The sequence below is a fragment of the Mycoplasma sp. 1012 genome (assembly GCF_054343455.1).
In genome coordinates, this window is record NZ_JBTGVG010000017.1 from 1 (window position 1) to 22,257 (window position 22,257).

General features: G+C 25.7%; 19 protein-coding genes. 15 read left to right on the plus strand and 4 right to left on the minus strand.

Annotated features, from left to right (window positions below):
- Positions 1–286 precede the first annotated feature (286 nt).
- Genes ACXX89_RS02725 through ACXX89_RS02740 form a run of 4 tightly spaced genes read right to left on the minus strand, consistent with a single transcriptional unit; the run spans position 287 to position 3,297 of the window.
- Positions 287–898, minus strand: a complete 612-nt coding sequence (locus ACXX89_RS02725) for a 3'-5' exonuclease (protein WP_436358771.1) — start codon at positions 896–898, stop codon at positions 287–289.
- 1 nt (position 899) lies between these two features.
- Positions 900–1,304, minus strand: coding sequence for a hypothetical protein (locus ACXX89_RS02730; protein ID WP_436358772.1), 405 nt, complete (start codon positions 1,302–1,304; stop codon positions 900–902).
- Between the two features lie 45 nt (positions 1,305–1,349).
- Positions 1,350–2,321, minus strand: coding sequence for a DHH family phosphoesterase (locus ACXX89_RS02735; protein WP_458557580.1), 972 nt, complete (start codon positions 2,319–2,321; stop codon positions 1,350–1,352).
- Complete coding sequence (locus ACXX89_RS02740; RefSeq protein ID WP_458557581.1) at positions 2,308–3,297, minus strand: DHH family phosphoesterase; 990 nt, start codon at positions 3,295–3,297, stop codon at positions 2,308–2,310. Before ACXX89_RS02740 ends, ACXX89_RS02735 begins: the two co-directional genes overlap by 14 nt.
- A 335-nt stretch (positions 3,298–3,632) precedes the next feature.
- Between ACXX89_RS02740 and ACXX89_RS02745 the strand changes: the two genes are divergently transcribed.
- The 15 genes from ACXX89_RS02745 (at position 3,633) to ACXX89_RS02815 (ending at position 22,179) form a co-directional block, all read left to right on the plus strand.
- Positions 3,633–4,028, plus strand: a complete 396-nt coding sequence (locus ACXX89_RS02745; protein WP_458557582.1) for a hypothetical protein — start codon at positions 3,633–3,635, stop codon at positions 4,026–4,028.
- Positions 4,029–4,051: 23 nt separating this feature from the next.
- Entirely contained in the window at positions 4,052–6,382 is a 2,331-nt protein-coding gene (locus ACXX89_RS02750; protein ID WP_458557583.1) for a hypothetical protein, read from the plus strand.
- 2 nt (positions 6,383–6,384) lie between these two features.
- Entirely contained in the window at positions 6,385–6,873 is a 489-nt protein-coding gene (locus ACXX89_RS02755) for a hypothetical protein (RefSeq protein WP_458557584.1), read from the plus strand.
- Positions 6,873–10,007, plus strand: a complete 3,135-nt coding sequence (locus ACXX89_RS02760; protein ID WP_458557585.1) for an ABC transporter permease subunit — start codon at positions 6,873–6,875, stop codon at positions 10,005–10,007. The genes ACXX89_RS02755 and ACXX89_RS02760 overlap by 1 nt, the downstream gene beginning before the upstream one ends.
- Position 10,008: 1 nt before the next feature.
- Positions 10,009–10,962 carry a sugar ABC transporter permease gene (locus ACXX89_RS02765; protein WP_458557586.1) on the plus strand — a complete coding sequence of 318 codons (954 nt, stop codon included), beginning with the start codon at positions 10,009–10,011 and terminating at the stop codon, positions 10,960–10,962.
- A 1-nt stretch (position 10,963) separates the two neighbouring features.
- Positions 10,964–12,163, plus strand: coding sequence for an ABC transporter ATP-binding protein (locus tag ACXX89_RS02770; protein WP_458557587.1), 1,200 nt, complete (start codon positions 10,964–10,966; stop codon positions 12,161–12,163).
- Position 12,164: 1 nt separating this feature from the next.
- Positions 12,165–12,704, plus strand: coding sequence for a hypothetical protein (locus ACXX89_RS02775; protein ID WP_458557588.1), 540 nt, complete (start codon positions 12,165–12,167; stop codon positions 12,702–12,704).
- The gene (locus ACXX89_RS02780; RefSeq protein WP_458557589.1) at positions 12,670–14,490 is read left to right on the plus strand and encodes an alpha-amylase family glycosyl hydrolase; all 1,821 of its coding nucleotides are present in this window, start codon (positions 12,670–12,672) and stop codon (positions 14,488–14,490) included. The genes ACXX89_RS02775 and ACXX89_RS02780 overlap by 35 nt, the downstream gene beginning before the upstream one ends.
- 130 nt (positions 14,491–14,620) lie before the next feature.
- Positions 14,621–16,834: a P68 family surface lipoprotein gene (locus ACXX89_RS02785; protein WP_458557590.1), complete on the plus strand. Its 2,214-nt coding sequence runs from the start codon at positions 14,621–14,623 to the stop codon at positions 16,832–16,834.
- Positions 16,834–17,592 carry a thermonuclease family protein gene (locus ACXX89_RS02790; RefSeq protein ID WP_458557591.1) on the plus strand — a complete coding sequence of 253 codons (759 nt, stop codon included), beginning with the start codon at positions 16,834–16,836 and terminating at the stop codon, positions 17,590–17,592. Before ACXX89_RS02785 ends, ACXX89_RS02790 begins: the two co-directional genes overlap by 1 nt.
- On the plus strand, positions 17,573–19,306 hold the full coding sequence (locus ACXX89_RS02795) for an ATP-binding cassette domain-containing protein (protein ID WP_458557592.1): 1,734 nt from the start codon (positions 17,573–17,575) through the stop codon (positions 19,304–19,306). Before ACXX89_RS02790 ends, ACXX89_RS02795 begins: the two co-directional genes overlap by 20 nt.
- The gene (locus ACXX89_RS02800) at positions 19,306–20,319 is read left to right on the plus strand and encodes a carbohydrate ABC transporter permease (RefSeq protein ID WP_458557593.1); all 1,014 of its coding nucleotides are present in this window, start codon (positions 19,306–19,308) and stop codon (positions 20,317–20,319) included. The genes ACXX89_RS02795 and ACXX89_RS02800 overlap by 1 nt, the downstream gene beginning before the upstream one ends.
- A complete protein-coding gene (locus ACXX89_RS02805; protein WP_458557594.1) occupies positions 20,285–21,238 on the plus strand; it encodes a carbohydrate ABC transporter permease in 954 nt (317 codons plus the stop codon). Before ACXX89_RS02800 ends, ACXX89_RS02805 begins: the two co-directional genes overlap by 35 nt.
- A gap of 6 nt (positions 21,239–21,244) precedes the next feature.
- Positions 21,245–21,406: a hypothetical protein gene (locus ACXX89_RS02810; protein WP_458557595.1), complete on the plus strand. Its 162-nt coding sequence runs from the start codon at positions 21,245–21,247 to the stop codon at positions 21,404–21,406.
- Positions 21,407–21,492: 86 nt separating this feature from the next.
- The gene (locus ACXX89_RS02815; RefSeq protein ID WP_436358789.1) at positions 21,493–22,179 is read left to right on the plus strand and encodes a winged helix-turn-helix domain-containing protein; all 687 of its coding nucleotides are present in this window, start codon (positions 21,493–21,495) and stop codon (positions 22,177–22,179) included.
- Positions 22,180–22,257 lie beyond the last annotated feature (78 nt).

Below are 22,257 nucleotides of genomic sequence, written 5' to 3' on the forward strand. Positions count from 1 at the left end.
AGTATTAAATATGTGAAAAAAAATAAAAAAATCCCGTCAACTGGGAAAGACGGGACATTATAATTATAATATTTTTATACTAAATGTTTATAAAAATTCATTTTTTGTGGAACAAATTGAAAATAGGGGTAAATTTGTTATAAAAATTCACTTTTTGGAAAAATAAAAAAAGTCCGCTAAGACTTTAATTACTTACTTTTTTCCAATTTTTCGACTAATTAAGGATAAAAATTCCGCTTCACTAATTATTTTTATGTTGTATTCTTTTATCTTATTTTCTTTGTTATTATAGTGGGGTTATTCTTTTTTTAAAAGAGTTTAAAATATATTTTTTATCTTGTATTTTTAAATACACTTCATATAAAATTTTACAATCTTGAACACTTCTATGTGCTTTTAAATAATCTACTCCAAGCATTGAAGAAAGAAATTGTAAACTTCATTTTTCACTCTGTCATAAATAAAAACTTCTGTTTTGAAAAAAATCTTTAGTGTCAATAAAATTATTAGTGGGAAAAGGTAGTTCTACTTGGTTATAAGCTCTTTTTAATGCAACAAAATCAAAAGTTTCTCCATTATGTGCATATAAGTCTAAATCACCTATAAAAGCATTAAATTCTTCTAAAACTGCTTTTGTATCTCTACCTTTTTCTTTGACTAACTTCGTAGGAATGTTGTTAAAACGCTCTCATTTATTAATTTCAAAATTCTTTGGTTTTACTAATTCGTTAAACTGTTCAACTATTTCTCCGTTGTTTATTTTGATAGCACCGATTTCAATAATAGATTTATTATTATCACAAGTTTCTAAATCAAAAATAACAAAAGAATTTTTCATAAAATTGTTTTTATATTGCTCATCTGTTTTATTATTAAATTCTTCTAAACTTTTTATCATATTATTCACTAACTAAAATTTCTCCTTGTCTCATAAGTTCTTCAAATTCATTTATAGTAAAATTTTTATGTAAAGATAAATAAATCTTTTGTTCAATTATTCATTGTTTTATAAATTCTCGTTTTTTACTATAATCAATAATAGGTTTATTAATTCTTATTATTTTAGTTGATAAATTTTTTAATTTAGTTGAATTATATTTACCATAATGATCTTTTAACATATAAATTTTCAAACATTTAGCAATTTTAGAATTTATACTATATCCATTAATGTCATCATTTACTAACATATTTAGATAAAACTCATGTAAACTTATTGGAAATTTAATTGTAAAAGTTCTATTGTCTTCTAACTTTTCTTTTTGATCTATTAATGATCTAATGAATTCATCATACTTACTCATAAAATTATTCTCCTATCTTTAAATAATTATTAATTAATAAAGACTTTAATTATTTAATTTGATTCATCTTTCATATTCTTGTTGACAATCTTCAACTATTTTTATTATGTCTTTTGCATTGTTTATAATAGCGCCTGAAGCTCTTTCATGACCACCGCCATTTCATTTGAGTGCAACATTTCTTACAACTGGGCCATTAGATCTAAATTCTACTCTTCATTTGTTTGTTTCTTCTTCTGTAAAAGAAAGTCAAATTCTGTAATTATCTATATTAGCTAAAGTATTTGGTCTAGTTGCTTCAGCAGGAGTTTTGTTGTATTGTTTTTGTTCTTCAAGAGTTATTGAATAGTAAATAACATTTTTAAATGTTTTAAAAGTGCTAAAAATAAATGATTGAAAACGTAAATCACTTTCACTATTTTTTGTTAAGTTTGTATGAAGTTCATCAATATTTAAGCCTGTTTCTCAAAGTTTAGCAGTTAGAGATAAGGTTCTTGGTGTTGTATTAGAGAATAAAAAACGTCCAGAATCTGTGTAAATTCCCGTATAAATGTATTTTGCTGCTTTTGTTGAAACCTTTCAGTTACTGCTAAAAGCTAAGTCAGCAATCATTTCAGCTGCAGCGATATAAGAAGAATCAACTCATCTAGTTGTTGTATTTAAATCATCTTCGTTTGGATGATGATCAATTCTAATTACACTTTTAAAAATATTTTTGTCTAATAACTCTCTTTTTTCAATTCTTTCTTTAAAATTTGCATCAACAATTATTGCTAGAGATTCTTTTAAAACTTCATCACTTAAATCGTTATTAAAAGAAAAATCCAAAAAATTTAAAGTATTTTTAGAATCACCTACAGCAAAAACTTTCTTATTAGCAAAATTTTCTTCTATTAAGGTTTTTAAACCAAATTGAGAACCAAGGCAGTCACCATCTGGGCGAATGTGATGGAAAATGACAATTGAATTATGATTTTCAATTTCGTTTACGATTGTTTCTAAATTACCTATTTTCATTTTCTTCCCTTTCAAAAGTTTTAACTAATTGAATTGCTTTATTAACTATTTCTTGTATTTTTGCTTTTGATTTAATCATTGCACCTGAAGCATTATCGTGACCACCACCATTGTATTCTCTTGCAATTATATTGACTTTTGGGCCATTAGATCTTAATCTTACTCTTATTGTTTTATCTGGTTGATCGATAAAGAAAATTCAAATTCTATTATCTTCAATATTAGAGAGAATATTTACTTGGTTTGCTTCTTCATAACTTAAATTAAGTTCATCTTGTAATTTTTGAGTAACATGGAATCAAATCACTTTATCTTGATTTTTAAAATTAGAAAGTACTTTTCCGTGGAATTTAATTTCTTTCATGGTTCTTCCTGAAAGTGCTTTGTGGATAAAGTGAATATCTAAATTTGATTTTTTTATTAAATGCTCAACTACATTAAAAGTTCTTTTACTTGTGTTACTATAAAAAAATCTGCCAGAATCTGTGTAAATACCTGTGTAAATATATTGAGCAGCTTTTAAAGAAATATCTCATTTAGCCATTTTAGCTAAATAAGCAATCATTTCTGCAGCAGCTGAATAAGAAGAATCTATTCAGTTAAATTCATAGTCAATATCTGCTCCATTTGGATGATGATCAATTCTTGCCATCTTAGAAATTTTGTTAGATAGTATAATTTCCTTTTTTTCTAAACGATCTGAACTGGAAGCATCAACTACAATTCCTAATGAGTTTTCAAAATTTTCCTCTTTTAATTGATTTTCGTCAAAATGATTAAATTCAAGAAAATTTAAAATCCCAGTTGAATCCCCAATATAAAAAACTTTTTTGTTTGGATAATTATCTTTAATTAATTGTCCAAGACCAAATTGAGAGCCAAGACAGTCACCATCTGGTCTTATGTGATGAAAAATAAAAATGTTATCAAATTTTTCTATCGCTTCTTTTATTATTTTATATGTTCCTTTTTTCATAATTCTAATTATATTTTAATAATTTGTTTTTTGAAAAATAATTATAATTTTATATTTTTTAAATTGCTTAAATTATTAAAAAAATGACAAAAATTAAAATTCTATTAATATCAAGTAAAAAAAGAGTAAATCCTAAAAATAAGTAAAAAAGCGCGTTTTTTGATATAAAAATATTATATATCAAGCCTTTTTCCCTATTTTAAGGGGAAAAAGTTTTAATTTTTTGCTTTTTATTCAAAAAAATAAATAAAAAATGGAAATTTTTTGAAGATTTGTATTATAATTTTATTGGAAGTTATTTTACTTTCAATATTTTATGTAGAAATTAAAAAACAATGAGAAATTTATTTTTAGGAAAACAACCATTAGATAGAAAATATTTACCAAAAGTTATAGAACATTTATATTCTTTTTTTAGCGCAATTGTATTTAGTGTTTCTTTACTTAGTTTTATTTTATTAATAACTTTAAATAATAAAGAAAATATAAGTGAGAAATTTTCTAATTTGCTTTTAAAAACAGAATTTAGATTAACAATAGCAGCTTTTGTTTTTGTATTTTTTGCTAATGTTATTTATGTTATTAGGTTAATTAGAATTTTACCCAAAACTGAAGTGGGACATGCCTTAGTTTGGATTGAAATCACTTTTTTATTATTTTTTGTCTTATCACCATTAAACATAGTTGTTTCCATTGCATGTTTAAAATATAATGAAATTGTTTTTGAATAACTTAGGAGAAATATAATTATATTATGAAGAAAAAATTAATGAAATTTTTAGGTTTAACTGTTTTTGCAAGTCCAATAGCAGCATTTGTTGCTTGTGGAGCTACAAATGAATTTGCAGATTCTAAAGAAATTATTGTTGCAAAAGAAGGAAAACAAGAGCAATTTTGAAAAGCAGTTGAAGATGAATTTAACAAAACCGAATGAGCAAAAAAAGGTTACAAAATTAAATTTGTAGAAAAAGATGTTTTCGGAGCAATCGATACTATTACAAATATTGGTAACACAGATAAAAATGCACCTGACTTAATTTATGCACCAAATGATAGAATTACAGACTTATTAAGCAAAAGAACACTTGCAGCTTGAAAACCAGAGTTAAAAGATGCTATTTTAAATGAAGTTAATGCAACAGATGACGAAAAAGCATTTGTAAATGACTTTGGTACATTTAAAGGAAGATCTAAAAAAGATAATGGAAAATTCTATAACTTTGCCCACAATAAAGAAGGTATTGTTGTAATGTCAAGCAAAACACTTGATGAAGTGAAAACTGAATTAGCTAATACATCAACTGATGAAATGGTTGAATTAGTAAAAGAAGGTAAAGCATTCTTTAGAATTCAAGATGGTTGATATGGTAATGGGGTTTTAGCATCAATTCTTAGCACAGAGGAAATGGGAAAAATCATTTATAAAGATACAACAGCAAACAAATGATCTTCTGGATTTATGAAAGGAGATCAATATAATAGCGACTTTTCTAAAGCCCTAGATGTTGTTGGAGAATTATTATTCCCAGTTTATGAAGCAGCTTTTGTTAAAACTGCAGATGAATTTAAAACTACAAAATGAGGTGAACGTAAAATTGATCAAGGTGCTTTAAAAGATCTTTTAAAAAGTGATCAAGGTGTTGTTCAAAATAAAGTTGTTGAGTTATTAAAAGAGAAAAAATTAGACTATGCATTTGTAGGTTCATGAGATTTTGGAACAGTTTCAAAACAAGAAATTAATACATTCTTTAATGCTCCAAAATTAAAAGGTGAACTTAAATATACACAAGCTCCAGGAACATGATCATGAGCAATTAACTCAAGAAATAATGGTGCAGTTGCTGATAGACAAGCTGCTATTGAAGAAGTATTAAAATTAATTTTTAAAACAGATTCATATTATGGATACTTTAAAGGAGATACAAAAATTCCTTACTTTACCGAATCACAAAAAGCTTTAAGAGTTCTTTCAGATAGAGATGCAGCGGCTGGAAATGAAAAATTAAAAACTTTAGTTACAAAAACAAAATATGCAAGTGAAGAAAAATTATTAAAAGCATATAATGATTTATTATCAGAAGTTAATAAAAACTTAGCTACTGTTTATGGAACTGCAAAATCTTGAAGTCAAGAAACAGATAAAACCAATCCTTTAGGAGATAAAAATAAATATAAAGAAGAATATGTTAAAGATAAAACCAAATATCCTTTTGTTAGTGATGAATTAATAGGAAAATTAGGAGAGTTAAAAGAAGCTACTGGTTTAAGAAATGCCCTTTCTGCATTATTAGGAATTCAAAATGTTGATTTACTAAAAGGTGGGGGACAACCTTGACAAATTGCTCCTACTTTAGTTAAAGATGGTGTTGCATTTGACAAATCTTGACTTGAAGGTCAAACAGGAAATGCACATGTAAGAAAAGTAGAAAATTATATCTTTGGTGGTTCAACAGAAAATATAATGATTGAAACTGCTTCTAAATGAAAAGAAAAAGAAGCACAAACAAAAGCTTTAGATGAAGCTAAAAAACGCGCAAAAGAATTTTCAAATAAATATGCTAAAACAACAGTTTCAGATGATATTATTAACAAAGCAGTAGAGTTATATATGAATAACTTCTTCAATGAAGCAGATTGATTAAAATGACAAGATGAATATAAAGCAGTGTTTAATGAGAAAAAAGCAACAGAAAAATTCCCTGCAGAAGGACAACAATTAACAGGTACTAAATCAGAAGCCACAATTAAAGAAGTAGAAGATATTATTTTAGAAGCCACAGGTACATCAGTTGCTAAAAAAGTTGTTGATGTTATTTCTTCAACAACTGAATTAAAAGATGGTGGATACGGAATCCTTAAATTACAATCAGAAAGATTAGATAGAGGAAATCCACAATTTAGTAAATTCTGAGGAACATGAAATGACAATATTTTAGGAAACCAAGAATTTTATAACAGTTTAGCTACTGAAGGTGTTAAAACTTTAGAAGCTTTCCAAACTAGATTAAAAGATCAATTTAGTAAAAAATTCAAAGAAGCAGTTGATGCTTTAGATAGTAGTAAAGCTTTAGATTATATTAAATAATAATGAAACCAAAAATACAAATAGAAAGAAGAATTTTTTACACATTAATTATTCTTCTTTCTATTTCTAATATATTGTTACTTTTATGATTACTAGATGGTTTAATTTTAGGAACAAATGTATATGATAATTTAGCAATTAATTCACAAAAAGAAAGTATAAATAATTTCTTAACACTTAGGTATGTTGGTTATATTAGTAATTCATTAATTTTAGTAGGTTATTTAGTAAATATACTAGTTTCTCGAAGAAATGGTGTAGCTTATCTTTTTGGTTTTGTTTGAATAACTTTATTTATAGGAGTTTTACTAGTTCCTTATTTTTCAAGTGGTTATATTACTGAAAATTGAATTAGATTAACTTTAGTAATTATATGAAGCATAATTTTCCCTTTTTTAATATTAATTAATATTTATTTGATGTTTCAATTAAGATTAAAAAGACAAAATTACTATTATGAAAAAATAAAAATACATAAAGGAGGTAGATAATGGAAAAAGTCAAGATGTGAAATTGATACGGTGAATCTTTTGATAGAAAAGTCAATGATTCTAAATTAAATTATTCTTCTTTTTTAAATCAAGCAAAAAACGTGTTTGATAGACAAAAAAGAGAATTAGATTTAAAGAAAAAAATCAATAAAGAACTTTTTATTAAAGCAAAAAGAAATTTAGAATTTGAACAAGAAAAAGCATTAGAAACACTAAAAATATCTAGCAAAAATAAAATACAAGTTTTAGAAGAAACGTATAAACAGTTAAAAATTTCAGATAAATTAACTTCTTTTATTGCTTTTGAAATTAAAAAAATAGATAAGCAAAATGCCGAATCTGCTAATTATGTTAAAAACTATTATGCAATGCTTTTAAAAACAGCTGATGAAGTAGAAGTAAAAGAAAAGAATATGACTTCTATTATAAATAAAGCAAAAGCAGATGAAAATAAGTTACTCAAACATAAAGCTAAATTAGTAATTTTACATAAATATTTATTATTTACTAAAAAGGAAGATTTAATTTATTCTGAATTAGAAGAATTTATACAAAAACGCACAGGAATGTTTTCAGAATTAGAAATTAAATCAATTTTAGAAGAAAAAGAAAAAATAGAAAATCTTTTTAAAACATTAAAAAATAAAAGAGAAAAATTTCAAACAAAAAAAGCAGAAATTACAAAAGAATTTCCTATTATAAAAGAAGAATCTAAAAAAGAATATAAACAAGAAGTATCTAGAATTAAAAAAGAATACAAAGAAAGAATTTTAGAAGCTGAATTTTCTTATAATAAAGAATATGATGAACAATTAGCTTTAATAAAAGCAGAATTTAAAACTAAAAAAGAAAAAATAGAATCTAAAAAACAAGAAATTGTTACTTTAAGTAAAGAAAAAGAAGCAAAATACTCTCAGTATGTTAAAACTAAAGAAGAGCAAGCTAAAATTTTAAAACAAGAATATAAACAAGAATTAAAATTAGCAAAAATGCTCTTTAAAATTAATAAAGAATACAACAATGCTTTATTAATTAGCAAATTTTTAAAATTAGAAGAAGAAAAACACTTAAAAAGCATTTATTCTTTATATAAAAAAGAATTAGTTAATAAGTTTTTAAATAAACAAGACTATAGACAAGATATTGAAAATAAAATACAAAATCACTTTAATTCTTTAGTACAAGAAATTAATAATAAAACTAAAGATTTAAATAAAGAAGAAAACTCAAAATTAAAAATAATTTTAAATACTAATTTACCTTTAATTTTAAAAAATCAAAAGAACAGAAATGTTAAAAATTTAGTTAAAGCTAATTATTATAAAAAATTAGGAAAATTACAGCAAGAATATTCTTATGATGGTGATTTTTTACTTAAAAAATCTGAAGCGTTATATGAATATGCAAAAGATTCTAATAAACAATTAAACTCTTCTGCAAATGAAATAAAAGATGCAAAATTAAAATTACATAAAATTAATTTAAATGAAACAGCAGAAGATAAAGTTAAATATAAAAATCAAATTTTATCTTTAACAAAAGAATATAAAGAAAAAATTGCGATTTTAAAACAACGTTATAAAAACAAAGATTTAACTAAAAAAGCATTTGCTTTTAAACTAAAAGAAGAGAAAATTCTTTATAAAGAAAAATTAGTTACTCTTAAATTACATAACGAAAAAGAAAAAAATAAAGTTATAGTAAAAACTCAATACAGCAGACTTTCTTCTCAACTTAAAATCACTAAAAAGATTTATGAATCAAAAGTTGTTGAAGCTATTAAACAAGTACCTACTGAAAACAAAAAAGGTGCTAAATATAAAGGATTGTTCTTGAATTTACTATTTCCGGGGTTAGCACAACTTATTTTATTTAAAGAGTATAAAAAAGGAATTTTATTAACTTTACTAAGCGCCTTTTTATATTTAATATTTGTACCCTTTTCTTTAGGTATTACGTGAAATAAAATAGGGGGAATTCAAGGAATTGTGGATTTAGGTAAAAGTGTTCACAATATTGACCTTGGAATTTTACCTGATGCAAGATTCTGGATGTTTGGAGCAGCAGCATCGTTTATCTTATTAGGAATAACCATTGCTTATGTTGTTTCTAGCGGTATAGGCGCTTATAGAAGAGGTAAATTTTTAGAAGAAGGAATGAGACCTCAAAACTGAACACAAACTAAAAAATGACTTTCAGAGCAAGGTTTTCCTTGATTGATATCAATTCCGGGGTGATTTTTAATTGCATTTATAGTTGTTGTTCCTTTAATTACTTCATTATTCATTTCTTTATCAAATACAGGATTTCAACATACACCACCTTCACAAACAGTTGATTGAGTAGGATTTACTCAATACGGAAAATGATGATTATTTAGAAACAACGGATTATTAACTTCATTATCAAGAGTTATTTCTTGAACATTGATTTGAACATTTGCAGCAGCATTTTCTGTAATAGTTGTAGGTACATTATTTGCTGTTTTAGTAAATATGGAAAAAATTAAAGGTAAAAAATTCTTTAGACTAATTTACATTATTCCATGAGCTATTCCTGCCTTTGTTACAATAATTTTCTTAAAATCTGCTTTCCAAGGAGATGCCAATTCATATATTAACTATATTTTAATTAAATTAGGTCTTATTGAAAATAGCATTAACTTCTTTGGAAGTGTTCATTGAGTAAGATTCCTTTTAATTGTTATTCAAACATGACTTGGGCACTCTTACATTTTCTTACTAATTACAGGTAATTTACAGTCAATTCCAAAAGATATTTATGAAGCTGGAGAAATTGATGGGGCTAAACGCTCTAAATTATTTAGACATATTACATTACCAATTTTAGTTTCTTCATTAGCTCCGTTATTAATTGGGCAATTTACTTTTATGTTCAATAATTTTACAATTATTTCACTATTTTCAAATGGTGGACCTGCTTATGCAGATCAAACAACATTTAGTGAATCAGGTTCAGATATTATAATTTCCTGAATTTATAAATTAACAACAACAGTACAAATAGATGGAAACGTTGCTTTCTCATCTGCTCTTGTTATTTTAGCTTCAGTATTTTCAGTATCTATTGCAGCTTATGGATTTGCTAAAAACGCAGCAAAAGGAGGAAGATAAAATGAGAAAATATTCTTTAAAAAGTAGAATTCCAGAAAATAAAATAAAATTCGAAAATTTTAAAAATAAACAAACTAGAATTCATACTTCAGACTCCAAACCTTTAACTGTTTCAGAAGGGATATTCTTATTTTTCAATTATTTAATATTAATTGTATGAACATTTGTTATTTTATTCCCTGTTGTTTCAATGATATTAGCTTCATTTAATACATTTAATCAAAAATATTTATCATTATCACCAGAGTTATATAAATTTGGTTTTGATAATTTTACTTATTTATTTACAAATGTAAGAAGTAAGTATGTAAATTGATACATAAATACTTTAGCCATAGCAGTAAGTACAATGCTTATTACAGTTATATTTGTGGCATTTAATGGTTATGCATACTCAAGATTTAAATTTGCAGGTTCTAAACATTCGCTTTCTGTAATTATGCTTTTACAAATGATACCTTCAACAGCTTCATTAATTTCCCTTTATATTATTGTTGCTCTTGGTAGGGACTCACTTGGAATTGATCCTAGAATAACTTTAACAATAATTTATTCTGGTGGAGCAATTGCAGGAAATACCTTTGTTTTCAAAAGTTATTTAGATTCCATCTCAAGAGAGTTAGATGATTCTGCAAAAATAGATGGTTGTGGAAACTGAAAATTATTTACAAAAATTTTATTACCGGTTGCTAGACCAATGATTGCTATTATTGCTTTATGATCATTCTTGATTCCTTTTGGAGATGTAATTTTACCAAAATTTGCAATTACAAACAGAGATCAAACTACACTTGCTGTTGGACTAGATAGTTTTATTACAGCAGAAGATAAAGAAATTAACGTTGGCGCTTATTCAGCAGGTGCCTTACTTGCTTCTATACCACCATTTGTACTATTTATGTTCTCACAAAGACACATTGTTGGTGGTCTTTCTGAAGGAGCGGTGAAAGGATAAAATGAAAAAAGAAATTGATAATATTTTAGATAATCAACTTGATGATATTAATTCATATGATTTAGAATTTGATAAATTCTTAAACGAAATTGGAGAAGTTGGTCAAAAAACAGCTGGTGGAAAAATTGAATTAGTTAATTTATCTAAAAAATATGAAGGAAACGATAAGTGAACTTTAAAAGACATTAATTTAACCATAGAAGCAGGAAAATTTTGTATTTTCCTTGGACCATCTGGTTGTGGTAAAACAACTTTATTAAGAATGATTGCAGGATTAAACTCAATCACCAAAGGTGATTTACTTTTTAATGGTAAAAGATTTAATAACCTTTCACCATATGAAAGAAATATTGCTATGGTTTTCCAATCTTATGCTTTATATCCACATATGAATGTTTATAATAATATGAGTTTTGGATTAAGAATTGCAAAAGAAAGAAAAGACATTATTGATAGAAGAGTTAAAGATGCAGCAAAAATTTTAAAAATCGATAATTATCTATATAACAAACCTCGTGATTTATCAGGAGGACAAAGACAGAGGGTAGCAATTGGTAGAGCCATTGTTAGAAAACCTTCAATTTTCTTAATGGATGAACCTTTATCTAACTTAGATGCTAAATTAAGAGAATCAATGCGTAGAGAAATTGTTTCTATCCACAGACTTTTAAACACAACATCTATTTATGTAACACATGATCAATTAGAAGCAATGACAATGGGAGATCAAATTGTTGTTTTAAATGAAGGAAAAATTCAACAAAACGGAACAAGTAAAGATTTATATTTTAGACCAGCAAATGTTTTTGTTGCCAAATTCATTGGTTCACCAACAATTAACTTATTAAATGGAACAAATAACAACAATACTTTTAAATTAGATGGAATTAATTTTTCTTTAAATTTACCAGAAGAAAATAAAGAAAAATTATCTAAATACAAAGAATTAATAGTTGGATTTAGAACAGAAGATGTTTTAATTAACGAAAAAGAAGTTGTTAATTCAGTAAAAGGGAAAATTTTCAACATTGAATCTCTTGGAAAAGAGTTATCAATTGTTGTAAAAATTTCTGATAATGTTGAAGTTGTATCTACAGTTCTTAACAATAGAGACTTTGAACTTTACCAAGATGTATGAGTAAGTTTTAACAAAAGTAGAATTCATATTTTTGATAAAGAAACAGAAGAAAGATTAAACTAATATGAAATTTTTTAAAACATACAAATATAGAAAAATTTTCTTTATTTTATCTATTATTGTATCTCTAACTTGTTTTGGTTTATTTTTTGCTTTCTATAATTCAGCAAATGATTATTTAGCGATAGAAAAACAAATTTATACCACTGATGAAGCATTTAATAAAAGTTCAGTTATAAATCCACAAATTCCTATTTTTATAACATTTTGATCTATAAATAGTGTGCTTTGATTTGTAATTATTTTTATTTCTATTTTTTCTATAATGTTATTAGTAAAGCAAAAAAACAACGCTAGTTTACTTATTAAGATAAACATTATTTTATTGATTTTAACTATAATTCTAACATCAGTTTTACTTTCTTTTCAACCGCCTATTGATGAAAGAGATGAAGAAAACATTATTTATCCACCTAACTATATTTCAGGTTGATTAATATTTGCTTTTTCTGTAGTTGTTGCTATTTTTGGAATCTTTTCTTTAAAAAATTATGGATATTTAATCAAAAATGAAGAAGAACATTTGAAACAAATTGTTAGTTAAATTTATGATAAAAAGCGGGGTATTTCCGCTTTTATCATATGGTTTATTAACATCATGCAGCAATACAGATAATTTTCATAAAGAATATTCCTTATGAGGGGATGTACAATTTCAGACAAATAAGAAAGAAAAACTTTCTTATAAAGAAGATGATGAAAATGCAAAGTTAGTAGCACCTTTAACTAAAAATGATAAAAATTCTTCTGTTATATACCAAGTATTAGTTTATTCATTTGCAGATGGAAACAATGATGGTATTGGTGATTTTATAGGATTAAAAAATAATTTAGATTATTTTAGCAATTTAGGAATTGATCAATTATATCTTTCACCAATTCATCCTGCAAGTTCTTATCATGGTTATGATGTAATTGATTATACAGATGTAGCACAAGAATTAGGTGGAAAAGAAGCGTTTTTAGAATTTTTACAAGAAGCACATAAACGAGGAATTAAAGTATATTTAGATTTAGTTTTTAATCATACTTCTTTTGAGCATCCTTGATTTCAAAAGGCATTACAAGGTGATCCAAAATTTAAAAATTTTTATCGTTTCTATTCTTCACAAGTACAAGATACACATCAAGATACTCCTGAATTACGCTCTTTATTTCCAAATTTAAAAAACCAAGAAGCAACATATAAGTTTTATACTTCTAAATTTTGAGCAGGAATGCCTGATTTAAATTTAGATAATCCAGAAGTTATTGAAGAATTAAAACACATTCAATCTTATTGAACTAAAATAGGAGTAGATGGTTTTAGATACGATGCTTTTGCTGAATTTTTCTCTTCAATGGGAGAAACAAAAGAAAATTATAATGAGCAAAGAATTTTTAGTGAACTTAGAGAAAGTTCACAAAAAGCTTTAAAATCACAAAATTTAGACAAAGATATTTTTATGATGGGTGAATGACTTGATGATGCTTTAAAAGCTACAATTTACTTTAATTATAAAGATAAAAAGGCACTTGGAACCATTTATGATGGAAAGCATTGAAAAGAAAATTGATTCGTTTCAATTGATAAAGATGATTTAAATAATCAGCTAACTAAAATTGGATCACATCAAGAACATCCTTGAGTACCTTTTTTAACTAACCACGATACTGACAGATGAATAAATTCATTTAGAGTAAATATGCCAAGACCTACTAAAGATCCAGAAACTTTTGATAGTCCTTTAAAAGTAAGCGAATTGAATACACCACTATCTCAAAGAGAAAAAGATGCAATAAGAAATGCTTACTTTTACCTTTTAATATTACCATCAACCCCTATTATTTATCATGGCGATGAGTTAATGATGCATGCAAATAAAACTTTTGGTGATCCTGGTATAAGAGAACCTTTTAAATGAAAAGATACATCTAAAAGAGTAGAATTTAAAGAAAAGAAAAGTCTAAATGATTATATTCATTTAAATTTTTCAAAAGACACTCCATATGTAGAAGATCAAGTTAAAGATAAAAATTCTATTTATTCAATGATTAAATTTTTATTAGACTTTAGAAGCAAACACCCTTTTATGTACTCTCAAGATTTAGAGACAATTGGAGATGCTTCTAATTATCTTGAAAACCCTTCAGACCAAACTGTTATTAGACAAAGTAAAGATAAACAAGAAAAATATCTATTTATAAATACTGTTGGAATTAATGATAATATTAATTATAAACTTAAAGGCGGTGTAGAAGTAGAAACCATTTATTCTTATAATTCCAAAGTAAATAATAACCAAATTTCAATTGGAAATATGGGATTAATAATTTTAAAAATAAAATAATTGAAATTTTATAATTTTTTGTAAAATATAGATTATAATACATATAAATATGAGAAAAATTTAGAACAAAATTAAACAATTTTAAAATACTTTATTTGTTCTAATTTTTTTAAACAAAAAAGAGGGGAATATGAAAAAGAAAACATTATTAACATTATCAAGTTTAGCAGTAGCGGGAGCATCACTAACAGGTTTAGTATCTTGTTCAAGGGATACAAGATTTGATCAAACTAACGATGAAACAATTAAAATAGCTAACACATTTGGTTCTACTGGAGCACAAACAGAAGCATTACAAGCAATTGTAGAAAAATGAAATAGTAAAGCAGAAGTTAAAGATACAAATAACAAAAATTATTTAAAATTAGAATTATTTGCTATCAATGGTGGATATAACGGATTAACATCAGATTTAGAACAAAAGTTAAAAGCAAAAGCAACAAACGGTCTATATAACGTTGCTTTCAACTATCCAGCAATAGTAGGTACTTTAGCTAAATATGATATGCAATTAGACTTAAATGGTTCTACACCAGAAGAAAAAGCAGTTAAATTAGCTGATACAGTTAAAGCAACTTTCTCAGAGAAATTTTTACAAAGTAATTCACAAATAGCAGGAATTAGTAAAAAAGGAGATGAAAACTCATTATGATTAATTCCAAGTAGTAGATCATCTCAAGTTATAACTATCAACAAAGAAGTTTTTGGTTACATAATTAGACAAGCAACAGCAGAATCTTTAGGTGATAAAAAAGCTACTATTAAAACAGAAGATCAATCATTTTTCGATGAAATTAAAAATTCTAACCACGATAAAACATTTGTTAAAACTGTTTGAAAAGACTATGTACCATCAACTAAAGCTGAAGGTGGTTTAGGTGGTTATGAGTTTAGAAAAGATGTATTTGAAAGTTACGATGCATTATTTGATTTAGTTTCAAGAATTAAAAAATCCTTCCCAAAAGCACCAGAAGGAGATATTAATAAAAGAGCAGAAAATGTTTTTGGAGTTGACTCAATTTCAAGTTTATTATACTTAATGGCATTTTCAGATGTTGATGGAGATTACTCTAAATTCTTATTTGGACTAAACGATAAAAAGTCTTCTGTTGATTATGTAAATGCATTAAAAGAAGGCACAGAAAAGAACCAACTATTTAAGAAAAATTTTGAAAAAATAGCTAAATTAATTAATGAAAAATCACTATTTATAAAGGAAAATTCCGATTATTCGTCAAATCGTTTAAAAGGGCATCAATTAGCTTTTGCAATTGCTTCAACAGCTGGATATAGACACAATTTTACAAAAAATGGATATTCAGAATATATTTTAACAATCAATTCTGGTTCAAGTAAAATAGAAGATAAAGTAGCAGCAGATTATGCAAATTATATTTATAAACCAACAGCAGAAGAAATTGCAAAAGGTGTAATTGCTAAATTATATGATGCAAGTAAAACTATAGATACTAATACTAAATATGTTTATATTTATGATAAAAATGGATCAGGAGCTTCAGAATTTAATAAAGAAGGAAACAAAAATATTGAAGTAACAAAAGAATGAAAAGATGCTTTAGAAAAATTATCTAAATTTTCAACAGCTGCTGCTGGAGAAAAATTAGGAGTTTCTTCTACAAATTCTAGTTTTAAAGATTTAAAAGAAGATATAGAAAATAAATATATTATTGCAGCAGGAAAATCGTCAAATGGTTATGATTCTTATTTAATTGATATTAAATGAGAAAAAACAGATCAATCTAATGGATTCCGTAAAGTTTCTCACGATTCTACAGAAACTCTTCAAGAAAATGAATTAGGTTACATTACCAATCCTTTCTATACAACTAAAAAAGATAATGCTAAAAAAACTATTATTGCTCAAGGCCCCTCTTTAATTGGTATTCACTCTAATAAAGTCGAAGACTTAGGAACTTTAAACTTCTTAAAATGATATATAACAGAAAAACAAAATTGAACAGTAGGAACAGGCAATAAAGCTAAAAGTTATACAAACTTAACTCCACTTGAATTCTTTGGACAACACAGTGGATACATTGTGGCTTCTGAAGGAGTTTTAAACAAAGAAGCACCAGCAGGTTATGATAAATTTAATAAAGAAGCATTTAATTTATTTAAAAAAGCAACAGAAGGTGCAGATAAAGATCAATATGCTATTTATGAAGATCCAACAGATTCCAGATCTTCAACTTTCAGAGATGGAATAGATACTTCATTTACTAACTATGCAGATAGATCAGCGAATAACAAGGGTAAAGTAGAAACATTTGAAGAATATTTAACAGCTCTTAAAAACCTATTAGGAGCATCATTTACTAAATAATGAAAAAAATTATAAAAGCAACCTCATTGGTTGTTTTTCCATATATAGCGATACCTTTTGTTGTTTCTTGTAATAATAACGAAGCTAAATATTTTAAAGAATCAGCTGACTTACCTCCATTTGAAAAATTAAATGCAAAAATAGTTAAATGAAAAGATGGAGATACACCTGTTTTAGATTTTGGGGATAACCAAACAATAGAAGGACAACAATCTATTAGAGTTGCTGGAATCGATACACCTGAAAAAAATTTAGGTAAAGATCATAAAATAGATGATTTTGAAAAAAATTGAGCTGAAAAAGCCTCTAAATTTGGAGAAAATACTTTACCTCCCGGAACAGAAGTTACTTTTATTTATGGAAGTAAAGTTACTAGATCGTACGAAAGAGTAGTGGGTTGAATTTTTTATAAGCAAAACAACATTTGAAAAGATTATTCTGTAGAAATAATTAGAGAAGGGTTAACATTACCAAATATAAAAAAAGCTTGAGATGTTAGTTTTAAGACAAATGTAGAATATTATGAAGGTATAAAAATGTGAAACGCTTTTTATAATGCTATTGAAAATCATAGAAATTTTTATCAAAATATTAATTCAGAAAGTGAACTTTATGAATTTGCACAAAAAGTTTATAAATCTAGAGGTGTTCCACAATATCAAGCATTTTTAAAATCTACAGAAGATAATGTTTTATCAAGACATAAAACAAATGTTGATAATGAAGAAAGTGAGAAAAATGCAAATCAAAAAAATTAATAAAGCTGAGATATATGACTTTATAAGGAAAATCAAAAAAACAGCTGATGAAAGATATAAAAATAAAGATGAGTTAAATGCTATTGAAATAAAAAATTTAGTAATTGACTATGGAGAAACTGTAGCGGTTGATAATGCAAATATACAGATAAAAAAGGGAGAATTGGTAACTTTACTCGGCCCTTCTGGTTGTGGTAAAACTACTACTTTAAATGCTATTGCTGGATTATTAACACCTACAAGCGGACAAATTTTATTTGAAGGTGTAGATGTAACTAAAACTACTCCTCAAGACAGAAAAATTGGTTTAGTATTTCAAAATTATGCTTTATATCCACATTTAAATGTTTATGATAATATTTCTTTCCCTTTAACCAATGATAAAACTTGAAAAGTTAGAATGATTGAAAAATCTACTAAAGCACAGCATGAAGCAAATTTAATTATTTTAGAAAAAAATGGTGCAACTAAACAAGAAATTGATAATTTTAATAAATTGCTTTTTAACTTCTTTGATGTTTATAAAGAATTAAATTTAGAAATTAATAATTTAAATTCTAGTGTTTATAAAAAGTTAAATGAACTTAATAGTAATTATGAATTAGCTTTAATCAAAAAACAAAATGAACAGAAAAAAGCAAATTTAGATACTATTGAAAAATTAAAAGACAAAAGCTTAGATGCAAAATTAACAAGATATGAACATTCTCTTAAAATTAAAGAAATAAAAACTAAATATTCAGATTTAAGAAAATCATTGAAAAATGAAATTGAAAAAGAAAAACAATTATTAAAACAAAATAGTGAATATTTAGAGTTAAAGCAACTTAAAGGTATATATAAATCAGTAGTTCAAATAACCAAAAATGACTATTATTCCTATCAAAAAGAATTAATTAAAAAATATACTCTTGATATTTCTAAATTAAATGTTGATGAAACTAATAGATTTAAAGAATTACAAACTAAAAATATTTCTATTAAAAAAGCAATAGAAAATGCTGTTTTAAATGTTGCTGAAAAAGTAGAAATTACAAAAAATTTACATAAAAAACCAACTAAATTATCTGGAGGACAACAACAAAGAGTTGCCATTGCTAGGGGTATAGTAAGAGAACCAAAAATTATTTTAATGGATGAACCTTTATCTAACTTAGATGCTAAATTAAGAGTTCAAACAAGACAATGAATTAGAAAAATACAGTCTGAATTAGGATTAACAACAGTTTTTGTTACTCATGATCAAGAAGAAGCGATGTCAATTTCAGATAAAATAGTATGTATGTCTTTTGGAAAAATTCAACAAATAGGAACTCCTATGGAACTTTATAATAAACCAAAAAATGAGTTTGTTGCTAAGTTTTTAGGAATACCTGAAATGACTATATTTGATGCAAATATAAAGGAAAATCACGTATTTTTAAATGATGTAGTATTGAAACACTTTGAAACTAATTTAGAAAAGGTGAGAGTAGGAATTAGAGCAGAAGATATTCAAGAATCTTCAAACGGGAAAATTACAGGAAAAATAGTTTCCATTGAATATTTAGGAAAAGAGATTTTCGCTAAAATAGAAGTAGATAACGTTGCTACATTTAATATTTTCTTAAAATTGAAAAAAATGTATGATATCAATGAAGAAGTTAAATTCAACATTCCTGCAAACAAAATTCATTTATTTGATTTAATAACAAAAGAAAGAATTGATATCTAATGAGAAAAATTTATTCATTTCTTTTGCAAAGAAAACAAAAACAAACTAAAAAAGATTTAGGGATCTTAGATAAAAAAGTTGCTTATTGAAAACCTTTTTTACTTTTATTACCTTCTCTATTCATCATAGTTTTATTCACAATTTTCCCTTTTATTTTTTCAATTGGTTCATCAATTAGTTATCAATCAGATCCAAACGATGCTCAACAAATTGAATATGGATTTAATGCCTTTGTAGATGTGTTAAATGATAATAACTTTAAAATTGGTGTTAGAAATTCATTAATTTATTCCATTTTATCTTTACCAATAACTTTAGTTATTTCGATATTAATTTCTAGTGTTATTTCTTCACTTGTTCGAAAGTGAGCAAGAGGATTTTGACAAACAGTTTTCTTTTTACCTTATATAACAAGTGCAATTGCTATTTCCATAACTTTTGCCTATATATTTGATACACAAATAGGTATAGTTAACAAAATTTTTGGAATTGAAACTAGATGATTAAATTCTGGACGCTATCAATCATATAATGCTATTTTTGTGATTTTAGTATATGGAATATGAAAAAATTTAGCTTTTCAAATTTTGATCATTACAACAGCAATGCTTGGAGTAGATAGAACTCTTTACAAAGCAGCTGCTATTGATGGTGCTTCCAAAACTAAACAATTTTTCAAAATTACCTTACCTTCAATAACAAAAACTTTAAATTTCCTAATTACAATAGGAATTATAGGTGGAATAAAAGTGTTCCCTATTGCTATATTTAACAACGATTTAAATGCAGCAAAAACTAATGGTGGTTCCACCATAATTCTCTTTATCTATGATATGGTAAAACAAGGACATTATGATTTAGCTGGAGCAGCTACAATTATTCTCTTTCTTCTTGGTTTAGCCTTATCAACTTTCTTAAAACAAGGAATAAAAATAATTTTATTAACAATAAATAAGTTAGGAGAAAGACATGTTCTGAATGCTGTTAAAGTTACAAAACTGAATCTCAAATAAGATTTCACAAAGAAAAATAGAAAAAATTTCTTCTGAAGTTAGAAATGTTTCTTTATGAAAATCTATTTTATCCTTGTCAGTTAAATTACTAATTTTACTGGTTTTTGGTGTAATAATTATTTTTCCCTTTTATTTTATGCTTGTTTTTGCTCTGGCACCTGATAATCAAGCAAACGAAAGAGTTAATGAAATTGTTTTATTTCCAGAAAAATTTCAATGAGATAATTTTTCAAGAGCTTTAAATGATGGTTATTGAGAAGCTCTTGGTTGAAGTCTTTTAGTAACTTTTGTATCAGTTATTGTAAAACTCTTCTTTTCTGCTACATTCGGATATGCTTTTTCATTAAAAAAATGAAAATTCAAAAAACTATCTTGATTGTTTTTTCTGTCAATACTAATCTTGCCAGAAGTTGCCCTTTTTATTGGTCAATATAAAACAATAATAACACTAAAATGAGAAACCAGTGCTCCTTGATTATCTATATCTTTAATTATGCCATATGCTGCTTCTGTCTTTTCTGGTTTTATGTTTAGAAACGCTTTTGAAGATATTCCCGATAGAATTAAAGAAGCAGCAATGGTAGATGGATGTACAGGAATTAATTTCTTTTTCAAAGTTGCAATTCCGATGGTGACTCCAACCATATGAACAGTTGGTATTTTAACCGCGTTTGCTGCTTGAAATTCACTATTATGACCTTTATTAATTTTAGGAAAAGATTCACCAGTGCAATTAATTAATATTTATCTATTAGATGTTGGTGTGAATCCAGATCCAGATGATCCAATAAAATTATTTAAAAATGTAAAACTAGCAGGAGCAATTTTAGCTATTCTTCCAATGTTTATAACTTACTTCTTATTTAGAAGAAAAATTCTAAATGCAATATCTAGACAAGGTTCAACAATTAAAGGATAATTAATTATGACAAAAGAAAAAGTAAAAAAAGTTAAAAAAAGAATATCAGTTTCTACAAAATGAGTTTTAATCTCTTTAACAGTTACATTAGGAATAGTTTTTACAGTTTTATCTGCATGAGGATTTTTTAAAGTTTTTATAGAATTACTAAGTGGTAATTTTATATAAATATATAAACTAACATTAGATATATTCAACATATATATAAGTAATTTATTTACATATAACATAATTTGTATTATAATTAAATTAATATGAAAGAAAAATTTGAAAAAGAAAAATCTAAAACTAAAAAAAGCGAATTAATAGAATATTTATTATATTTAATTAAAAATAGAGTTTTAGAACCAAATGAATTGATGCCTTCAGAGCACTTTTTAATGGAAAAATTTGGTGTATCTAGAATAACAGCAATTAATGCTTATCAACAACTAGAAGGAATAGGTGCTATTTATACACGAAGCAAATTAGGAAGATATGTAGCTGAAAATTTTAGTGGTCTTGCTAAAGCTTATTCATCTTTGATTAAATACGAATATTCCACAACACAAAAAATAGAAAGAATTGAAGGCGATGAACCACAATGATTCTATCGTCAAAATATAATTTTCTTACTTGGATTCAATGCTTTTAGAAAACAATATTTTAACAAAAACAAAGAAGAAATAATGGTTGCAGAACATTATGTATCAAGAAGATATGAACTTCCAGAAAAAATGGATCAACAATTTTCAATACTAGAACACTTAGTAAAAACACCTTTAGCAATTACTAAAATGGCTTATAAATTAAAATATGAAAAAGTTGATAAATGAGGTTTTGAATATCTTGTTGTTATCTATGCATGGGGATATGATGAAGCCGGTATTTCAGTAGCATCGCGTTATGTAGTTCATCCAGAATACTTCACATTCTTCCATACTGAAAAAAATCTTAAATAAAGGAAAAACATATAAAAAATATGTTGCTTAATTGTAAGATCAAGTGCACCACTTTAAAGTAAAATTTAAAGTATGGGA